We start from the raw sequence: 16,532 nt of genomic DNA, 5'->3' as shown, positions 1-16,532 counted from the left end.
CGGTACGTGGGCGCTGTGTACTTGCCGAACCTGTCAGAATCCTGTCAGGTGCGGCCCATGCGGATCCTGCTGGTCGAAGATGGGGCGGAGCTGGCCCGACGGATGGTCGCGAACCTGACGCGTCACGGCATGACCTGCGAATGGCTGACCACGGCCGAGGATGCGGAGGGGTTCGCGGGTGACGGCTTCACCGCGATGGTTGTCGATATCGGGCTGCCCGGCATGTCCGGCATCGAGCTGGTTCGCCGGCTGCGCGCGCGCGCGATCGCGACGCCGATCCTGATCCTGACCGCGCGGGGGAGCTGGCAGGAAAAGGTCGAGGGGTTGAACGCGGGCGCCGACGATTTCATCGTCAAGCCCGTGCGCGTCGAGGAACTGGTCGCGCGGCTTCACGCCCTCGCACGGCGGGCGGCCGGACATAGCGGCACGCGGCTTATGGCGGGGTCGCTCGCGCTCGATCCCGCAAGCGGCGAGGCCTGGCTGGCGGATGCGCCGCTGGCGTTGACGGCCAGCGAATTCCGCCTGCTCCAGCTGCTGCTCTACAATGCGGGGCGCACGCTCACCCGCCAGGCGATCATCGACGGGCTCTACCGTATCGATACGGACCGGGACGCGAACGCGATTGAGGTGCTGGTCGGCCGGCTCCGGCGCAAGATCGGACGCGAGCGGATCGCGACGATGCGCGGTCTCGGCTATCGTCTGTCGGCATGAACGCGGCATTGCGCAACAGCCTGCGATTCCGTCTGATCGTGGGATCGGCGATCCTGGTGACGATCGCGATCATGATCGCCGGGCTGTTCATCGCCAATCTCTATCAGATACACACGACGGAACGGTTCAGAAGCGAGCTCGACCATCATCTCGAGGAACTGGTCGCGCTGATCGAGCTCGGTCCGGACGGCGGCCGCCAGGTCCGGCAACCTCTTTCGGATCCGCTGTTTCATTTCGACGGCTCGGGTCTCTACTGGCAGATCGATCAGGCCGGGCATCCGCCACTGCGTTCGCGATCGCTGGGGCGCAACCTGCTCATCGCCCGGCCGGACGATGCGGCATGGGCGGATTCAACGGCCGGTGCCGAACCCGTGCTGCAGCGGACGCAGGTCGTGAACGGACCCGGCGGTGCGCGTCTTGCGGTGACGATCGCATCGGCGCGCCGGCTGCTGGAAGCGCAGGTCGATCAGTTCCATCCCGATCTCGCTTGGTCGATGGCGATTCTGGCCTTGCTGATGATCGGTGGCGCTGCAGCGCTGGTCCGCTTCGGTTTGAAACCGGTGCACCGGCTCGGCGATCAGGTGGATCAATTGCGGCGCGGGGAGATCGGCCGGCTCGATCAGCGGGTGCCGGCTGAGGTCGAGCCCGTGGTCGTCCGGCTCAACCAGCTTCTCGATGGCCAGGCGCAGCTGATCGCGCGCGCGCGCACCGAATCGGGCAATCTGGCGCACCATCTGCGCACGCCGCTGGCGCTGATCGCCGACGAGGCGGAGCAGCTTCGCCTGACCGGCCACGAGGCATCGGCGGACTTCCTGCTGGCCCGTTGCGACGCCATGCGCCGGCATATCGATTATCACCTGACGCGTGCTGCCGCAGCGGGTACGCGCGGTGCCGGAACCATGACCGAAGTCGCGCCACTGGTGGGGCAGATCGTCGCGGCGATGGAGCGGCTGCATCTCGCCCGCGCCATCGAGATCCGGGCGGAGATCGCACCGGGCATGATGCTCGCCTGCGAAAGCGGGGATCTGGCGGAAATCCTTTCCAACCTGATCGATAATGGCTGCAAATGGGCACGCAGCCGCGTGACGATTCAGGGTGAGGGGACGCGGATCGCCGTATCGGATGACGGCCCAGGCATTCCGATCGAGCGGCGCGCCGATGCGGTCGCGGTTGGCGTCCGCCTCGATTCCGCAACGCCGGGAACAGGGTTGGGGCTCGCCGCGACCCGTGATCTGCTGCAATTCTACGATGCGGCATTGCAACTCGACGCCGCACCGGAAGGAGGGCTGCTTGCCGTGATTTCGTTCAGGCCGGCGGCACGGCAATAGGCATGGTCATGCGGGGTTGGCGCAGGCCGCATGGCGGTGTCTGGCCCCGCGCCGGAAATATGGCGCGCGATTGTTGAACAGCCTCATCCATTCCCGATGCGTGAGCTGCAATCTGGACTGCAGAAGCCGATCATATCGGGCCGGCGTGTAAAGCGTCGGCCAGTCGGATCCGAAAACGAACCGCTTGATGCCGATCTCGCGCATCTGCGCGGAATAGGCCGATATCAGTGCCGGGTCCGCTTCCTCGTCGACCACGATCAGCGCGACGTCGAAAACGAGATTCTTCGTGCCCGGCTTCCTATGCCGGATCGCGTCGGTATAGCGCGCGATCGCGGCGACCGCCGCGGAATCCAGCCTCCCGGATCCGCCGCCATGCGCGATCTGCACCGGCGAGTCGCCGGCAAAGGGCAGGATCTTTTCGATGAATGTGTCGACGTCGGAGGCCGGATAATCGGCATCGCTGCGCACATGGGCGACGATCGCCAGACGGTTGTCGCGGGCGAAGGCGAAGACCCTGGCGAGCGTCTCGACCTGGTCGGGTGAGCGCGGATCGAAACCGGAATTACCCAACTGCACCTTGATGCCCGTCACGCCCGGTTCGCATGCCCAGTGTCGCAATTCGTCCATCGCGAAGTCGCTCAGCGGATTGATGCCGATGAACGCCAAAAGCCGCCCGCCGGACGCGCGCGCCGCCGCGACTGTGGCGGCGTTCTCGATCCGCGTCAGCCGCGTGGCTTCAGCGGGCGGCAAGGTGCTGAAGCGCGACGCGAACATATAGGCTTCGGAAAGCAGCACACCCTGGCGGATATGTGCTTGGTCGAGCGTCCTCAGCGCGTCTTCGAGCGTACGGGTTTCGAGCATTTGCCGGTCGAGGCGCTCGAAGCGTTCGGGCGATCGTGCGGCCGCTTTTCTCAGCTCCGCCGTCACCTCCGGCCCCTGGATATGAAGATGATGGTCCGCTGCGGGGGGCGGCTGTTGGCCGGCCGCACCGATGGCCTCCCCGGCCGCGAGGCTCAGTGCCATCGCGGCCAGGGCAACCCCTGCCGTCTTCACTAGAACCGGATCCGTGCGCCGGCCGAGAAGTATGTGCCGATCACGTCGTAATAGGGCGAGTAGGTCGACGACTTGGGCGGATCCTTGTCGAACAGGTTGGAGACGTCGATATACAGTTCCGCCTTGGGGCCGCCGCCCGGCATCGCCACCTTCACCGTCGCGCCCAGATCGACATAGGCAAAGGCGGGGATCCGGCCGTTGACGTTGTTGACCGTATTGTCGGTATTGCCCGCCGAGATATAGCGGCCGCGCATATAGGCGCCGAACGCCGGCCCGTCATAGCTGACGCTCGCGGTCGCTCGCAGCTTGGGCACGCCGAAGCCGAAGGCGAAATTTTGCGACTTCACATATTCGATCCGGCTGATGCCGTCGTCGGTGGTCAGGCTGTTCACCCAGCTTGCCAGCCCGCGCAGCGTCATCCGGCCGTCGCCCAGTGCAAAGCCGTAGGACAGATCCACGTCGATGCCGTCGGTCTTGTAGCGCGACAGGTTCACGTTGGACGACAGCACTTGCAGGATATTGCCGGTGCTGTCGCGCTGGACGCGCGCGCACAGATCCTGGTTGCCGTTGGCGCAACGCGCGACGATGTCCTGCGCAGCGAGCGTCACGATCACATCATCGATCTTGATCTTGTAATAATCGATCGAGACGCTGAGACCGGGGAGCGAGGGCGGTGAGAAGACGAAGCCACCCGTCATCGTATCGGCGGTTTCGGGCATCAGCTTCGGATTGCCGCCGCCGATGACGGTCACCTGCGAGCTTTGCCCGGTGACGGGATCGGCCACCGGGGTTTGTCCCTGCGTCCGCGTCGTGAACAGTTCCGCCAGATTGGCCGATCGGATATCGCGAGACCGGGTGAAGCGCCCGCGGAAACCGGGGAAGAATTCGTTGGTCACGCCCAGCTTCCACGACCAGATCGATCCGGTCGTGCTGTAGTCGCTGATCCGGACGGCGCCGTTGAACTGCAGGTCGTTGAGCAGGGCGACATCCTTGACGATCGGCACGAGCACTTCGCCGAATGCTTCCTTGACGGTGAATTTGCCCGCCAGCGGCGCCGTGTTGAAGCTGGTGAACGCGCGCGCCAGCGAAAGCGGATCGGCGATCTGATTGACCGCCTCGCGCCGCGCTTCGGTGCCGATCGCGATCGACACCGGCCCGGCCGGCAGGTCGAAGGGTTCGCCGCGCAGGCTGATGCCGCCGACGTCGAGTTGCGACTTCGCCCGGATCGACGGCGATCCGGTGACATAGGCGGCTGCGGCGGCGGAGACATTGCCGTTGCCGAACAGGTTGATCGGCACGCAATTCGTCGTCGGATTGGTCAGCGCGACGCGGCAGATCGGCTGGCCCGTCACCGGGCTGATCAGCGAATCGATCGCCTGCGCGAAATTCTGCGTCAGGATCTGGTTGTGCGTGCTCTGCCGGTTCCGCGTCTCGCCATGGCTGTAATAGGCGCTCCACCGCCAGCTTTCGCCGAACCGGCCGTCGAGTGCGATCGTGCCCTGGGTCGTCGGCCGGTCGATATCGAATTCCAGCGTCGCGAAATCGCTGTTGAAGCGGCCGAAGGTGAAGCTGGTCTGGCCGGCGGCGGCAAGCTGCGTGCGCACCGTCGCGGGCAGGAAGGCATTGTCGCTCTTGATCGTGATCGTGCCGCGGCTGCTGTCGACATAGGCGTCGTACCGGTTGTAGAAGCGCGAATGCCGGATCTCGGCGGTCAGCTTCAGCGCGTCGGAGAGTTCGTAGCCGATCCGGCCGAGCATGTTGTAGCGACGGATCGGGGCGACCAGCGGCGCGATATCGTCATTGCTCGGCCCCTCGCCGCCAAGCATCGACGTGCCGATCACCGTACCGAACTGGAAGTCGCGCAGCGTGCCGTCGGGATTGAACGCCTTGTTGCGCAGCGCGCCGGACAGGATCAGCCCGCCGACCGCGGCATTGGCGAAGCCGACATCGGGCGCCAGATAGAATGCGCCGGCGCCGTTGGAGACCGACGACCAGCGCCCGGCATTGCGGCGCAGCGTGCGCGGCTGGATACCCTGATTGTCGTAATATTCGCCGCCGATCAGGATATGGCCGCGGCCGCCTGCGAAGGATTTGCCGAACGCGCCTTCGAAGCGATAGCCGTCATAATCGCCGCGGCTGGAAATCGTGGCTTCGCCGCCGAGCTTCACGCCATCCAGCTTGTCGTCGAGCGCGATGTTGACGACGCCCGCGACTGCACCCGAACCCCAGGCCGCAGATGCGCCGCCGGTGACGATGTCGACGCTCCGGATCAGGATGGTGGGAACGGTGTTGAGGTCGTTGTCCGCCGAAAATCGGCGCCCGTCGAGCAGGACCAGCGTACGCGCGATGCCAAGGCCGCGCAGGTCGACGGGGGACGATCCGCCATCGGAATTGGTGGTCGTTACCTGCGGTCCGCGCGTGCCGCGAAACTGGGGCAGGTCGTTCAGCGCCTCCGCGACATTGCTCGGTCCGCCCATCTTCAACGTTTGCGCGGTGACGGAGACCACAGGTGTCGGCGCCTCGAAGGCGCGATCGATGCGCGACGCGGTGATCACGATCTCGCTGGTCTCGGGCTCGGCCAGCGGGTCTTCGGTGGCGATGGTCGCGGACTGCTGCGCAGCTTGCGCCAGGGTGATGGTGCCGTTCTGCGTCGATGTGATCGCGAGCCCGAGCGGCGCGATCAGCCGGTCGAGCGCCTGGCGCGGGGTGAAGCTGCCCCGGACGGTGGGCGTGCGTCGTCCGCTCACCGCAGCATAGGGAAAGACGATCTGGCGATCGGCCTGCTTCGCCCACTCGTTGAGGCCATTGGCGGCCGCCTGCGCCGGAATGTCGAAGCGCTGGCTGCGTTCCTGCGCCGATGCCGGCGTCGCGATCGCGATGCTGGCGATGCTTGCGCTTCCGATGATCGCTGCCCGCAGCGCCGAATGATAATCTCGCATTCTCGTCCCCCCGTTTTTAACCGGCCGGTCGGCCGTGCGGGCCATTGACGCGTCTGCGGGCGCGATCCTCACGTCGCGTAACAAATATTTCTCATTTCGCGCTCAGCACAATGACGTCGCCCCTGCGCTCCGCCTCGACGGGCAGCGATCGTTCGATCGAGGCGCCGAACCCTTCCGGATCGGTCGCACGGAAATAGCCGCCGAAGCGCATCGTGCCCACTGCCGGATCGGCGATCTCGATCCTGACCGCATTGTAGCGGTTGAACTCGCGCGCCGCCTGGGCAAGCGTTTCGCCGGCAAAGGCGATGCGGCCGTCGCGCCAGGCAAGCGAACGCTTGATCTCGTCCGGGTCGCGTGGCGAACGCGCGGCGTCGCCCACCGCGTTGAGCGCATAGCGCTCGCCCGCGGTGACGCGGGCAATCTGTTCGCCATTGCGTTCGATCACGACCGTGCCTTCGGAGACCAGCACTTCCAGCCCGCGATCGACCCGCACCGTGAAGACGGTGCCGACCGCGCGCACGTCGCCCAACTCCGTTTTCACCACGAACGGGCGCTTGGGATCCTTCGCCACCTCGAACAGCGCTTCGCCTTTGCCGAGGCGGATCTCGCGCAGCTTCGGCGCCATTGCGACCGCAACCGCGCTTGCGGTGTTGAGCTCGACCGTCGAGCCGTCGGTGAGCGCGGCGCGATATTGCTCGCCCATGCGCGTCGCCATCTGCCGGGTCTCACCCGCCGGGCCGCCGGGCACGGCGATCTGCCATATGCCGAACGCGGCGGCGAGCGCGGCCGCTGCGGCGACGGGCACCCACCAGCGCCGCGCCTGGGGCGGATCGATCGCGATGCCTTTCAGCGCGACGGCGCGGTCGAACCGGGCATTGACCGCTTCCAGCCGCACATAGGCGCCCAGGTGACGCGCATCGGCGGCGCACCAGGCCTCGAACGCGGCGGCATCAGCCGGATCGAGCGCGCCGGCATCGTGGCGCGCCAGCCAGCGGGCAGCGGCGGCCTCGGTGCGTTCTGCGTCAGTCATGGCCGGCCCTCCTCGACCAGAAAGCGCGGGTCAGTACACCCGGCACGCCCGATTCGCGCGGGGGGCGGGTCAGCACGGCTGCGCACAGGCGGATGCCGCGCGCCACATGTTTCTCGACCGCGCTCTGGCTGACTCCCAGCCGGTCCGCGGTCTCCTTCTGGCTCAACCCCTCGATCTTGCGCAGCACGAATGCCTTGCGGCATGCGGGCGGCAGATGCTCGATCGCGTCCTTCAGCCGGGTCAGTTCCTCATGCGCGCTCAGTTCCTCCTCCGGATCGAGCCCCGGATCGATCGCGCCGAGCCGGTCGACATCGGCGACCGTCCGGATCGGGACGACGCGGCGGCGGCGCACGATCGATCCGGCGGTGTTGCGCGCGGTCTGGAAAAAGAAGGGGCCAGGATTGCGGATGGTTTCGATCGCGCAGGCGGCAAGCCGGGCATAGCTTTCCTGGATCACGTCCTCGACCTCGTCGGCGCTCCATCCGGCACGCGAAAGCCACGCACGGACCTTGGGTTCGTACGGCACGATATGTTCGGCAAACCATTCCGCCCGGGTCGTGGCGAAACCTCCCTGTTCGATCCGCGGTCGAGGCTAGACGATCGGAAGCGGGAAATCCTCACTCCGCTATCGAAAGATTTTTTGCGGATCGAAGGAGGGCGTTGTCGTGGTGCGCCAAACGGCGCCGCGCGGCTGACGCGGGACGATCTCGATTGTGATGAGGGCGCTGTCTGTCGCGCCATGAACGCGCCGATCGTGCGGCGACTTGGTCCTGCGCATGTCGAGGGGGCAGGATCGTCCCGGGTAAAGGTCCGCCCCGGTCCCGGCGTCGCGCTCAGGCGCGGCCGGAACCGGGACGGGAAAAGGATCAGCCGTTCAGCTTGTCCTTGACCGCCTTGGCAGCGGTGAAGCCGAGCTTCTTCGAAGCGGCGATCTGGATGGTCGCGCCGGTCGAGGGGTTGCGGCCTTCGCGCGCGGCGCTGGCCTTGACCTTGAACTTGCCGAAGCCGTTCAGCGAGATCTCGTCGCCCTGGGCGGCGGCATCGGTGATCGCGGCGAAGACCGAGTCCACAACCTTGCGCGCATCGGCCTTGGTCAGGCCATGATCGGCGGCAATGCGCTCGGCGAGATCGTTATTGTTCATATCGGATTCCTTCCTGTCTCGTTGACGCCCGTCGCCGGGCGCGTGTCCATCGGTCGATCGAACCATCGACAGATGGAGGCGCCGCGTACGCGGTTTGGCGCGTTTCGAAAAGAGGGAGTCGTCGCAAGAAGACGCCGGAATCGTTGAAATTGCTCCAGATCGGGGGCTTTCGGGGGCAGGCTGCGGGAAATCGCGTCGAGCCAACGGCATTTGCCGGCGGAAAACGGCAAATGCGCGGCATCGTCCGCCGGGATCGGCCACCATCGGCCCGGCCGGCGATCAGCCCGGCGTTTCGGGTGCCGATCGATACGTCGTGCATGCGCATGCGGATCGTCGGCATATTGACGTCACAAAGGGGCGGCCGCGCCTGGAATCCGGAAATTGTCATCGATCGGAGGATTCTCCAATCGCGAGCGGTGAGAGTCCGCGCTGCCGGATCGATCACTGCGGCTGCGATGCGGCTTTCCAAGCGCGCCTTCATCCATGTACCAAGAATGGAGATGAAAGCGATCGTCGATCCAAGCAATGCCCTGGCGCGCGGCCTCGCCGCGATTCGCGAGCAGTTCCAGGTGCCGGCGTCCTTCCCGCCCGAGGTGCTGGCGGCCGCCGATCGCGCCGCTGCCCGCCCGCTCGACGGCCATGTCGATCGCACCGAACGCGCGTTCGTGACGCTCGATCCCGCGACATCGACCGATCTGGACCAGGCCTTCGCGATCGAGCGCGACGGCGGCGACCTGCTGCTGCACTATGCCATCGCCGACATTGCCTGGTTCGTCGCGGACGGCGACGCGATCGATCGCGAGGCGTGGCGGCGTGGCGCGACGCAATATCTGCCCGACGGCAAGGCCGGGCTCTATCCGCCGGTGCTGAGCGAGCGGGTCGCCAGCCTGTTGCCGGACGGGCCCAGGCCGGCGGTGATCTTCACGATCCGCGTGGATGGGGACGGCACTGTGCGCCTCGACGGCGCCGAGCGCGCGATCGTCCGTAGCCGGGCGAAGCTGGCTTATGACAGCGTCCGCGACACCGATCTGCCCGACGGGTTCGCGGATCTGGCGATGCGGATCCAGGCGGCGGAAAAGCGGCGCGGGGCCGCGCGCGTCGATCCGCCCGAACAGGAGGTGGCTTCATTGCCCGGCGGCGGCTTTCAGCTCGTCTTCCGGCCGCGACTGGACTCGGAGGATCGCAACGCTGCATTGTCGCTGGCCGCCAATCTGGCGATCGCCGATGCGCTTCAGGCGCATCATACCGGCCTGTTCCGCGTCATGGCCGAACCCGACGAACAGGCCGTCGCGCGCCTGCGCCTGACCGCCGCCGCGCTGGGCCTCGATTGGCCCGCCGCGGCGCCGCTCGCGGCGTTCGAACGCACCCTCGACGCCGGCGACGCGCGCCAGGCCGCTTTCATGCTCGCGGTCCGCCGCGTCGGCAACGGCGCGTCCTACATGCCCTATTGCGATGGCGTCGTGCCCTGGCATGCGGCGATGGCCGCGACCTATGCGCATGCGACGGCGCCGCTGCGCCGGCTGGCCGACCGTTATGTCGTGCTGGCGACGCTCGCGATCGCCAACGGCGCGGCGGTGCCTGAAAGCGTTGGCCGCGCCTTCGAAGCGTTGCCGGAGGTGATGGCGCGCGCCGATGCGCTGGGCGGCCGGATCGGCCGCGCCGCGATCGATCTGGCCGAAGCGGTGATGCTCCGCGATCGCGAAGGACAGGTCTTCGCGGCGGTCGCGACCGACATCCAGGACAAGGGCGCACGGATCCAGCTTTGCGATCTGCCCGTCGTCGCGCGCGTGAATGGCGCGGATATCGTGCCGGGAGTCGCGTTGAAGGTCCGTCTGGTCACGGCCGATCCCGACCGCCGCAATGTCGTGTTCGAACGGGTCTAGCACCGGCGCGATGCAGGATCTCAACGATCTCTATTATTTCGTCCAGGTCGTGGATCATGGCGGCTTCGCCGCTGCCGGCCGGGCACTGGGCATCCAGAAATCGAAGCTGAGCCGCCGCATCCTCCAGCTTGAGGAACGGTTGGGCGTGCGGTTGCTCCAGCGCTCCTCGCGCCGGTTCTCGGTCACCGAGATCGGGCGCGAGTTCCATGATCGCTGCGTCGCCATGCTGGTGGAAGCGGAAGCGGCCGAGCAACTGGTCGCCGAAATGCGCACCGAACCGCGCGGCGTGGTCCGGATGAGCTGCCCGACCGCGCTGCTCGCCTTCCAGTTCGGCGCGCTGGTCGCGCGCTTCATGGCGGCGAATCCGGCGGTCGAGGTTCATCTGGAAGCGACCAATCGCCGGGTCGATCCGATCGCGGAGGGCATCGACATCGCCATCCGCGTGCGTTTCCCGCCGCTGGAGCCGACCGAACTCGTCATGCGCCGGTTGGACGAGAGCCGGCAATGTCTCGTCGCCAGCCCGCATCTGGTGCCGCATGCGCTCGCATCCCCGGCGGATCTCGCCGGCTTGCCTAGTCTCGATCTCGGCCCGCCGCATCGACAGCATGTCTGGCAATTGCATCATGGCGATGGCGGCAGCGCCTCGGTCAATCACCAGCCCCGGCTGGTGACCGACGACATGGCGGCGTTGCGCGCGGCGGCGCTTGCCGGCGTCGGCATCGTGCAACTGCCGACGATGATGATCTGGGAAGATATCGAGGCGGGCCGACTCGCGCATATCCTGCCCGACTGGCGGCCGCGCAGCGGCGTGATCCACGCGGTATTCCCATCGCGCCGGGGATTGCTGCCTTCGGTGCGCGCGCTGGTCGATTTTCTGGCGGCGGAATGCGAAGCGCAGCGCCGTCGCGCCGACAGGTTCACGGAATAGAATTTCTCTACTCAATTAATAGAAAAAAGTTCTCCTGTTTTGGAATCGAGAATGGCATTGCGGTGGCATGAGTTCCGTCGCCATATCCCCAAAGACTGCCCTGATCGTCCGCCATGTGCCCTATGAAGGCCTGGCCGGTTTCCGCGCGCCGATCGAATCCGCCGGTTACCGGCTGAGCTGGATCGACGCCAGCGATCCCGAATTTCCCGAAGCGGATCTGGTTTCGCCCGATCTCGTCATCCTGATGGGCGGGCCGATGGGCGTCTATGAAAGCCGGGAGCATCCCTGGATCCCGCACGAGATCGAGCGGCTGAAGGCGCGGCTGGACGCGGACCGGCCGACATTGGGCGTCTGCCTCGGCGCGCAGATGATCGCCGCCGCGCTTGGCGCGCAGGTCTATTCGGGGCCGGAGCAGGAAATCGGTTTCTACCCATTGTCGGTGACCTCCGCCGGCGCGGAAACGCCGCTGCGCCATCTCGACGGTGCCCGCGTGCTGCAATGGCATGGTGACACTTTCGATCTGCCGCGCGGCACCGAATGGCTGGCGCAGACCGATCGCTACCGTCATCAGGCCTTTCGGCGTGGGAAACGCGTGCTCGCGTTGCAATGCCATGCCGAAATGGGGCTCGATCCGCGCATCGACGCCTGGATCGCCCAGTCCGGCCCCGATCTCGATGCGGCGGGTTTGTGCGGCAACCGGCTTCGGCTAGACTATTACCGGCACGGCCCCGACGCGGTTGTCGCGGGGCGGCAGATGATCTCGGCCTGGCTCGGCGAACTCCACTAAGGGATGGAGCGCCAGCCTGCGATGCCCGGGACGAGGAGAGCGGCATGGCGGTGTTGAGGATCGACGATCCGGACCTGATCGAACGCGCGGCGGCGCTGGGCATCACGATCAGCCCATCGACGCCCACGCTGGGCGCGGAGATCGCGGGCATCGATCTCGATCGCCTGCTCGACCCGCCGGTGGCCGCGATCGTCCGCGAGGCCTAGCTGCGGCACAAGGTGATCTTCTTCCGCGATCAGGACATCAGCCATGAAAGCCATATCCGGCTCGGTCGGCTGTTCGGCGCGCTGGAGGGGCATCCGGTCATCCCGCACGCGCCGGGCCATCCCGAATTGCTGCTGATCAGGGGCGTGGAAGGCGTCACGCTGAGCGAGGAGAAGGTCGAGCCCTTCAAGGCCTTCAACAAATGGCATACCGACGTCACCTTCCGCCCGAATCCGTCGATCGCATCGATCCTGCGGGCGCGGACGATCCCGCCGGTGGGCGGCGACACGATCTGGGCCGATGCGGCGGCCGCCTATCGGGGGCTGCCGCACACGATCAGGGACCGGATCGCCGATCTCGATGCCGAGCACGATATCGTGCGCAGCTTCGGGGGACGGGTGAGCGAGGAGAAGCGCGCACAGCTCGCGCGGGATTTTCCGCCCGCGACCCATCCGGTGGTGCGGACCCATCCCGAAACCGGCGAGAAGATCCTCTACGTCAATCACACCTTCACGACGCGGATCCTGGGCATCGCCGAGGAGGAGAGCCGGGAATTGCTGACCTTGCTGTTCGATCGCATCAAGGTGCCCGAATATCATGTCCGCTTTCGCTGGAGCCCCAATGCGATCGGCATCTGGGACAATCGCTCCACCCAGCATTATGCGGTGGGGGACTATTGGCCGGCCGATCGGCTGCTCGAACGCGTCACCGTCTCCGGCGACGTCGTTTCGCGATAGGGGCTGAGAATGATTTCAGCGATGAAAGGAAAAGTTGCTTTCATCCCGATATTCTCAATCATATTAGTAGACTTAATAATTCGGGGCCGGATCGTTCGGTAGCGGCGACCCGATCGCACCGAACGAAAAGCAAATCGGAGAGTCGTTTTCATCAAGCCCTGCGCACCCATGGGCGGCGTGCGGCCATCGGCCGCGCTTGCCCGGCGCGGGGCTGCCTTGATCGAATAGCCGGGAGTTTCCCCTATCTCCCTCTCCCGGTAAATCCTGGGCCGCATGCGAGTCACGCCGCATGCGGCCCCTTTTTGGGAAGCTCAGGCCGTCTCGGCGACGATGTTGCGCAATGCCTGTTCGAACGCGGCGGGCGGCTGCCCACCCGAGATCAGATAGCGATCGTCGATGATCACCGCCGGCACCGAAGCGATGCCGCGCGATTGCCAGAGTTGTTCGGCGCGGCGGACATCCTCGGCATAGCGCCCCGATTCCAGCACCTCGCGCGCGGCCGCGCCGTCGAGCCCGGCCTGTTCGGCGGCGGCGATCAGCACCTCATGGTCGGAGGGGGCCTGTCCGTTCGTGAAATAGGCTTCGAACAGCGCGTGCTTGAGCGCGGCCTGTTTTCCTTCGATCTCCGCCCAGTGCAGCAGGCGGTGCGCGTCAAAGGTGTTGTAGATGCGGCTGTCGTTCGATGTGGCCATGGTGAAGCCGACCTCGGCGGCGCGGGCGCGGATCATCTCGCGATTCGCGGCCGATTGTTCGGGCGTCGAGCCGTATTTCTGCGCGATATGCTCGACGATATTCTGCCCTTCGGGCGGCATGTTGGGATTGAGCTCGAACGGATGGAAGCTGATGCGCGCGTCGATCAGGTCACCGGTCCGCGCCAGCGCTTCCTCCAGCCCGCGCAGGCCGATGATGCACCAGGGGCAGGAGACATCGGACACGAAGTCGATCTTCATCGGGCGGGCCATCGGCAATTCCTTTCGATCAGTCGCCGCCGATATGGGGAGCCCTGGACCGAGCGCCAGAGCTCGATTCATTTGAGCCGAAACAACCAACCATGGTGTCATTCCCGCGTACGCGGGAATCCAGCTTTTCCGTGAAGCGTCAGAAAGAAGAAGCGGGATTCCCGCTTTCGCGGGAAGGACAAGGCGAGTTTGGTTCGAATGGATCGAACCGCTCTAGTATCGATCGGCGACGGTTCCCTTGCCGTGGAAATCATAGCTGAAGGCATCGGCGGGATAGGGAAGCATCGTCCGGTTCCAGTCTTCGAACGCCTGTTTCATCGCCGCGAACCGTTCGGGTTGATGCGTCTTCAGATTGGCGCGTTCGCGCGGGTCGGCGGCAACATCGAACAGATAGTCATGGCCGCCCAGCTTCAGATATTTGAGGTCCCCGTCGCGCATCGCCGACTGGTCGTTGGCCTTGTGCCGCCAATAGAGCTTACGCTGCGCGGGGGCTGACTCGCCGGTCAGCATCGGCAGGATGTTCATGCCGTCGGTGGCGGCGGGGTCGGACAGCGGGGCGGCGGCGGCGGCGAGCAGGGTCGGCAGCCAGTCCATCGACGCGGTCACCTGAGCGGATACGCCGCCGGCGCGGATGCGACGCGGCCAGCGCACGATCGCGGGAACGCGGATGCCGCCTTCGAGCAGCTCGCCCTTCATGCCCGTGAACGGCCAGTTCTTCGAGAAACGCTCACCGCCATTGTCGCTGGTGAAGATCACGATCGTATCCCGTGCGAGCTTCATCCGGGCGAGCGCCTGGAGCACCCGGCCGATATTGCCGTCGAGATTGGTGACCATCTCGGCATAGGTTCTGGCGCTGCCGCCGTCATAATGGAAGGAATCGCGGATCGATGTCGCGATCGCGGCATCTTGCGGCCCTTCCCAGGGCCAGTGCGGCGACGTGTAGTGAAGACTGAGCAGGAAGGGGGCCTCGCCCGCCGCGAAGCGCGACAATTCGTCGATCGCGCGATCGGTCAGCATATCGGTCAGATAGCCGTTGCGCTTCACCGCGGTCTCGCCGTCGAACAGATCGGGCGTATCGACGCCGCGGATGGTGAGGGCATGGGTGAAATAATCGACGCCGCCGCCATAGCTGCCGAAGAACCGGTCATAGCCGCTCTTGAGCGGGCCGAAATCGGGAAGGGTGCCGAGATGCCATTTCCCGACCAGCGCGGTGGCATAGCCCAGGTCGCGCAGGCGCGAGGGCAGAGTGGCGCCGCCTGGCGGCAGGCCGAGCGCGAGGTTGCGGCCCAGCGGCTCGTCGAGTCCGGCGGGCAGGCGATACTGGTAGCGGCCGGTGATCAGCGCCAGGCGGGTGGGCGAGCAGACCGAGGAATTGGCGTAGGCCTGCGAGAGTTTCAGTCCGTCGCGGGCCAGTCCGTCGAGATGCGGCGTCGCGTAATCCTCGCGGCCATAGCAGCTCAGATCAGCGTAACCGAGATCGTCGGCCAGGATGAACAGGATGTTGGGGCGCCCCGATCGCGCGGTGCGCGTGGCGGCGCTTGCCGCAGGGGAGAGGCCGAGTGCCGCGCCCGCCGATGCCTGGGCCAGAACCTGCCGGCGCGAAAGTCCGTCTGTCGTCATCACGCTACCTCGTCCATGTCCACTACGATCTTGCCGATCGCCTGCCGGTCTCGTAGCACCGCGATCGCGTCTCCCCCGCGCGCCAGGGGATAGCGCGCCGAAATGTGCGGGCGAAGCCTGCCGGCGCTGTAGAGGTCGAACAATGCGCGCAGATTGGCGGCATAGCCGTCCGGATCGCGCGCGGCGAAGCCACCCATGAACACGCCGACGATCTCGCAGCCTTTGAGCAGCGGCAGGTTGAACGGCACCGATGGAATGCCGGCGACGAAGCCGACGACCAGATAGCGCCCGTTCCACGCCATCGCGCGCACGGCGGGTTCGGCGAAGCCGCCGCCGACGGGATCGTAGACGATATCCGCGCCGTCGTCGCCCAGCGCTTCGCGGATCAGGCCTGTCATCGCCTTCGCCGACGCGGCATCGCGGGGTTCGCCGTCATGGACGATGACATGCGCGGCGCCCGCCGCGCGCACGGCGTCCGCCTTTTCGGGCGATGAAACCAGCGCGAGCACCGTGGCGCCGAGTGCGGCCGCGATCTCGACGGCGGCGAGACCGACACCGCCCGCAGCGCCGAGTATGACCACGCGATCGCCCGGCGAGATCCGGCCCCGATCGACGAGCGCGTGATAGGATGTGGCATAGGTGGACATCAGCATCGCCGCTTCGGGGCCGGGAAGGTCATCGGGCAGCTTCATCGCCATCGCCGCGTCGCACGCGACATGGTCCGCCAGCCCGCCGATATAGGTGAGCGCCGCGACGCGATCGCCGGGGGCGAAGCCGGCAACACCCTCGCCGATCGCGGCGATCACGCCCGAAACCTCGCCGCCCGGCGCGAAGGGGCGGGGCGGGCGATGCTGATAGCGATCCTCGATGATCAGCACATCGGGATAGTTGATGCCGCAACTCGCCACGCGAATCAGGATCTGGCCGGGTCCGGGCACCGGACGCGCGAGATGTTTCAGCTCCAGCGTTTCGGGGCCGCCGCAGCGCGTGCTCAGCAATGTTCGCATGGCGTTTCCGCAAGTGCCGCTCATCAACCATCCTCCCGCGCCGCCACATGGCCATCATTGTTAAGTAAATTAACAATATGCGCGGAGGCTTGCAAGCGTTTCGCCTGGAGGCCCGACCTCCGCGTGATCAGGAGTTTCGGCAAGTATCTTGTCTTTTAATGTCAATAAAGTTGACATTCGTCCGGCGTTGGCGCAGCTATGGGC

Annotated in this window: 15 protein-coding genes; 7 read left to right on the top strand and 8 right to left on the bottom strand. The window is 66.2% G+C overall.

Annotated features, from left to right (window positions below; all coding sequences use genetic code 11):
• Positions 1–57 precede the first annotated feature (57 nt).
• Positions 58–711: a response regulator transcription factor gene (locus K7G82_RS19120; RefSeq protein ID WP_222991537.1), complete on the top strand. Its 654-nt coding sequence runs from the start codon at positions 58–60 to the stop codon at positions 709–711.
• A complete protein-coding gene (locus K7G82_RS19115; RefSeq protein ID WP_222991536.1) occupies positions 708–2,039 on the top strand; it encodes a sensor histidine kinase in 1,332 nt (443 codons plus the stop codon). The genes K7G82_RS19120 and K7G82_RS19115 overlap by 4 nt, the downstream gene beginning before the upstream one ends.
• Positions 2,040–2,045: 6 nt before the next feature.
• On the opposite strand, the gene K7G82_RS19110 is transcribed toward K7G82_RS19115, so the two are convergent.
• From K7G82_RS19110 to K7G82_RS19090, 5 genes are all read right to left on the bottom strand, one after another.
• Positions 2,046–3,092, bottom strand: coding sequence for an amidohydrolase family protein (locus K7G82_RS19110; RefSeq protein WP_222991535.1), 1,047 nt, complete (start codon positions 3,090–3,092; stop codon positions 2,046–2,048).
• On the bottom strand, positions 3,092–6,031 hold the full coding sequence (locus K7G82_RS19105; protein ID WP_222991534.1) for a TonB-dependent receptor: 2,940 nt from the start codon (positions 6,029–6,031) through the stop codon (positions 3,092–3,094). The genes K7G82_RS19110 and K7G82_RS19105 overlap by 1 nt, the downstream gene beginning before the upstream one ends.
• Before the next feature lie 91 nt (positions 6,032–6,122).
• Positions 6,123–7,061: a FecR family protein gene (locus K7G82_RS19100; protein ID WP_222991533.1), complete on the bottom strand. Its 939-nt coding sequence runs from the start codon at positions 7,059–7,061 to the stop codon at positions 6,123–6,125.
• Positions 7,054–7,590 carry an RNA polymerase sigma factor gene (locus K7G82_RS19095; RefSeq protein WP_343228622.1) on the bottom strand — a complete coding sequence of 179 codons (537 nt, stop codon included), beginning with the start codon at positions 7,588–7,590 and terminating at the stop codon, positions 7,054–7,056. Before K7G82_RS19095 ends, K7G82_RS19100 begins: the two co-directional genes overlap by 8 nt.
• Before the next feature lie 337 nt (positions 7,591–7,927).
• Positions 7,928–8,203, bottom strand: coding sequence for an HU family DNA-binding protein (locus tag K7G82_RS19090; protein ID WP_222991531.1), 276 nt, complete (start codon positions 8,201–8,203; stop codon positions 7,928–7,930).
• A 500-nt stretch (positions 8,204–8,703) separates the two neighbouring features.
• Here K7G82_RS19090 and K7G82_RS19085 point away from each other — a divergent pair, with 500 nt between their 5' ends.
• The 5 genes from K7G82_RS19085 to K7G82_RS19070 all read left to right on the top strand — a co-directional run bounded on the left by K7G82_RS19085 (position 8,704) and on the right by K7G82_RS19070 (position 12,742).
• Entirely contained in the window at positions 8,704–10,086 is a 1,383-nt protein-coding gene (locus K7G82_RS19085; protein ID WP_222991530.1) for an RNB domain-containing ribonuclease, read from the top strand.
• Positions 10,087–10,096: 10 nt separating this feature from the next.
• The gene (locus tag K7G82_RS19080) at positions 10,097–11,014 is read left to right on the top strand and encodes a LysR substrate-binding domain-containing protein (RefSeq protein WP_222991529.1); all 918 of its coding nucleotides are present in this window, start codon (positions 10,097–10,099) and stop codon (positions 11,012–11,014) included.
• 67 nt (positions 11,015–11,081) lie between these two features.
• On the top strand, positions 11,082–11,801 hold the full coding sequence (locus K7G82_RS19075) for a glutamine amidotransferase (protein ID WP_222991528.1): 720 nt from the start codon (positions 11,082–11,084) through the stop codon (positions 11,799–11,801).
• Between the two features lie 44 nt (positions 11,802–11,845).
• Positions 11,846–12,007, top strand: a complete 162-nt coding sequence (locus tag K7G82_RS29875; protein ID WP_246623700.1) for a hypothetical protein — start codon at positions 11,846–11,848, stop codon at positions 12,005–12,007.
• Positions 12,008–12,019: 12 nt separating this feature from the next.
• Positions 12,020–12,742, top strand: coding sequence for a TauD/TfdA dioxygenase family protein (locus K7G82_RS19070; RefSeq protein WP_343228612.1), 723 nt, complete (start codon positions 12,020–12,022; stop codon positions 12,740–12,742).
• A gap of 311 nt (positions 12,743–13,053) precedes the next feature.
• Here K7G82_RS19070 and K7G82_RS19065 read toward each other — a convergent pair whose 3' ends face one another.
• The 3 genes from K7G82_RS19065 to K7G82_RS19055 all read right to left on the bottom strand — a co-directional run bounded on the left by K7G82_RS19065 (position 13,054) and on the right by K7G82_RS19055 (position 16,352).
• A complete protein-coding gene (locus K7G82_RS19065; protein ID WP_222991527.1) occupies positions 13,054–13,704 on the bottom strand; it encodes a DsbA family oxidoreductase in 651 nt (216 codons plus the stop codon).
• Positions 13,705–13,914: 210 nt separating this feature from the next.
• Positions 13,915–15,321, bottom strand: coding sequence for a sulfatase-like hydrolase/transferase (locus K7G82_RS19060; RefSeq protein WP_222991526.1), 1,407 nt, complete (start codon positions 15,319–15,321; stop codon positions 13,915–13,917).
• Positions 15,321–16,352 carry an NADPH:quinone oxidoreductase family protein gene (locus tag K7G82_RS19055; protein ID WP_343228611.1) on the bottom strand — a complete coding sequence of 344 codons (1,032 nt, stop codon included), beginning with the start codon at positions 16,350–16,352 and terminating at the stop codon, positions 15,321–15,323. Before K7G82_RS19055 ends, K7G82_RS19060 begins: the two co-directional genes overlap by 1 nt.
• Positions 16,353–16,532 lie beyond the last annotated feature (180 nt).

This window comes from Sphingomonas colocasiae (genome assembly GCF_019880585.1).
GTDB classification, from domain to species: domain Bacteria; phylum Pseudomonadota; class Alphaproteobacteria; order Sphingomonadales; family Sphingomonadaceae; genus Sphingobium_A; species Sphingobium_A colocasiae.
The sequence above is the reverse complement of the archived record's forward strand: the minus strand, read 5'-3'. Positions and strand labels throughout refer to the sequence as shown.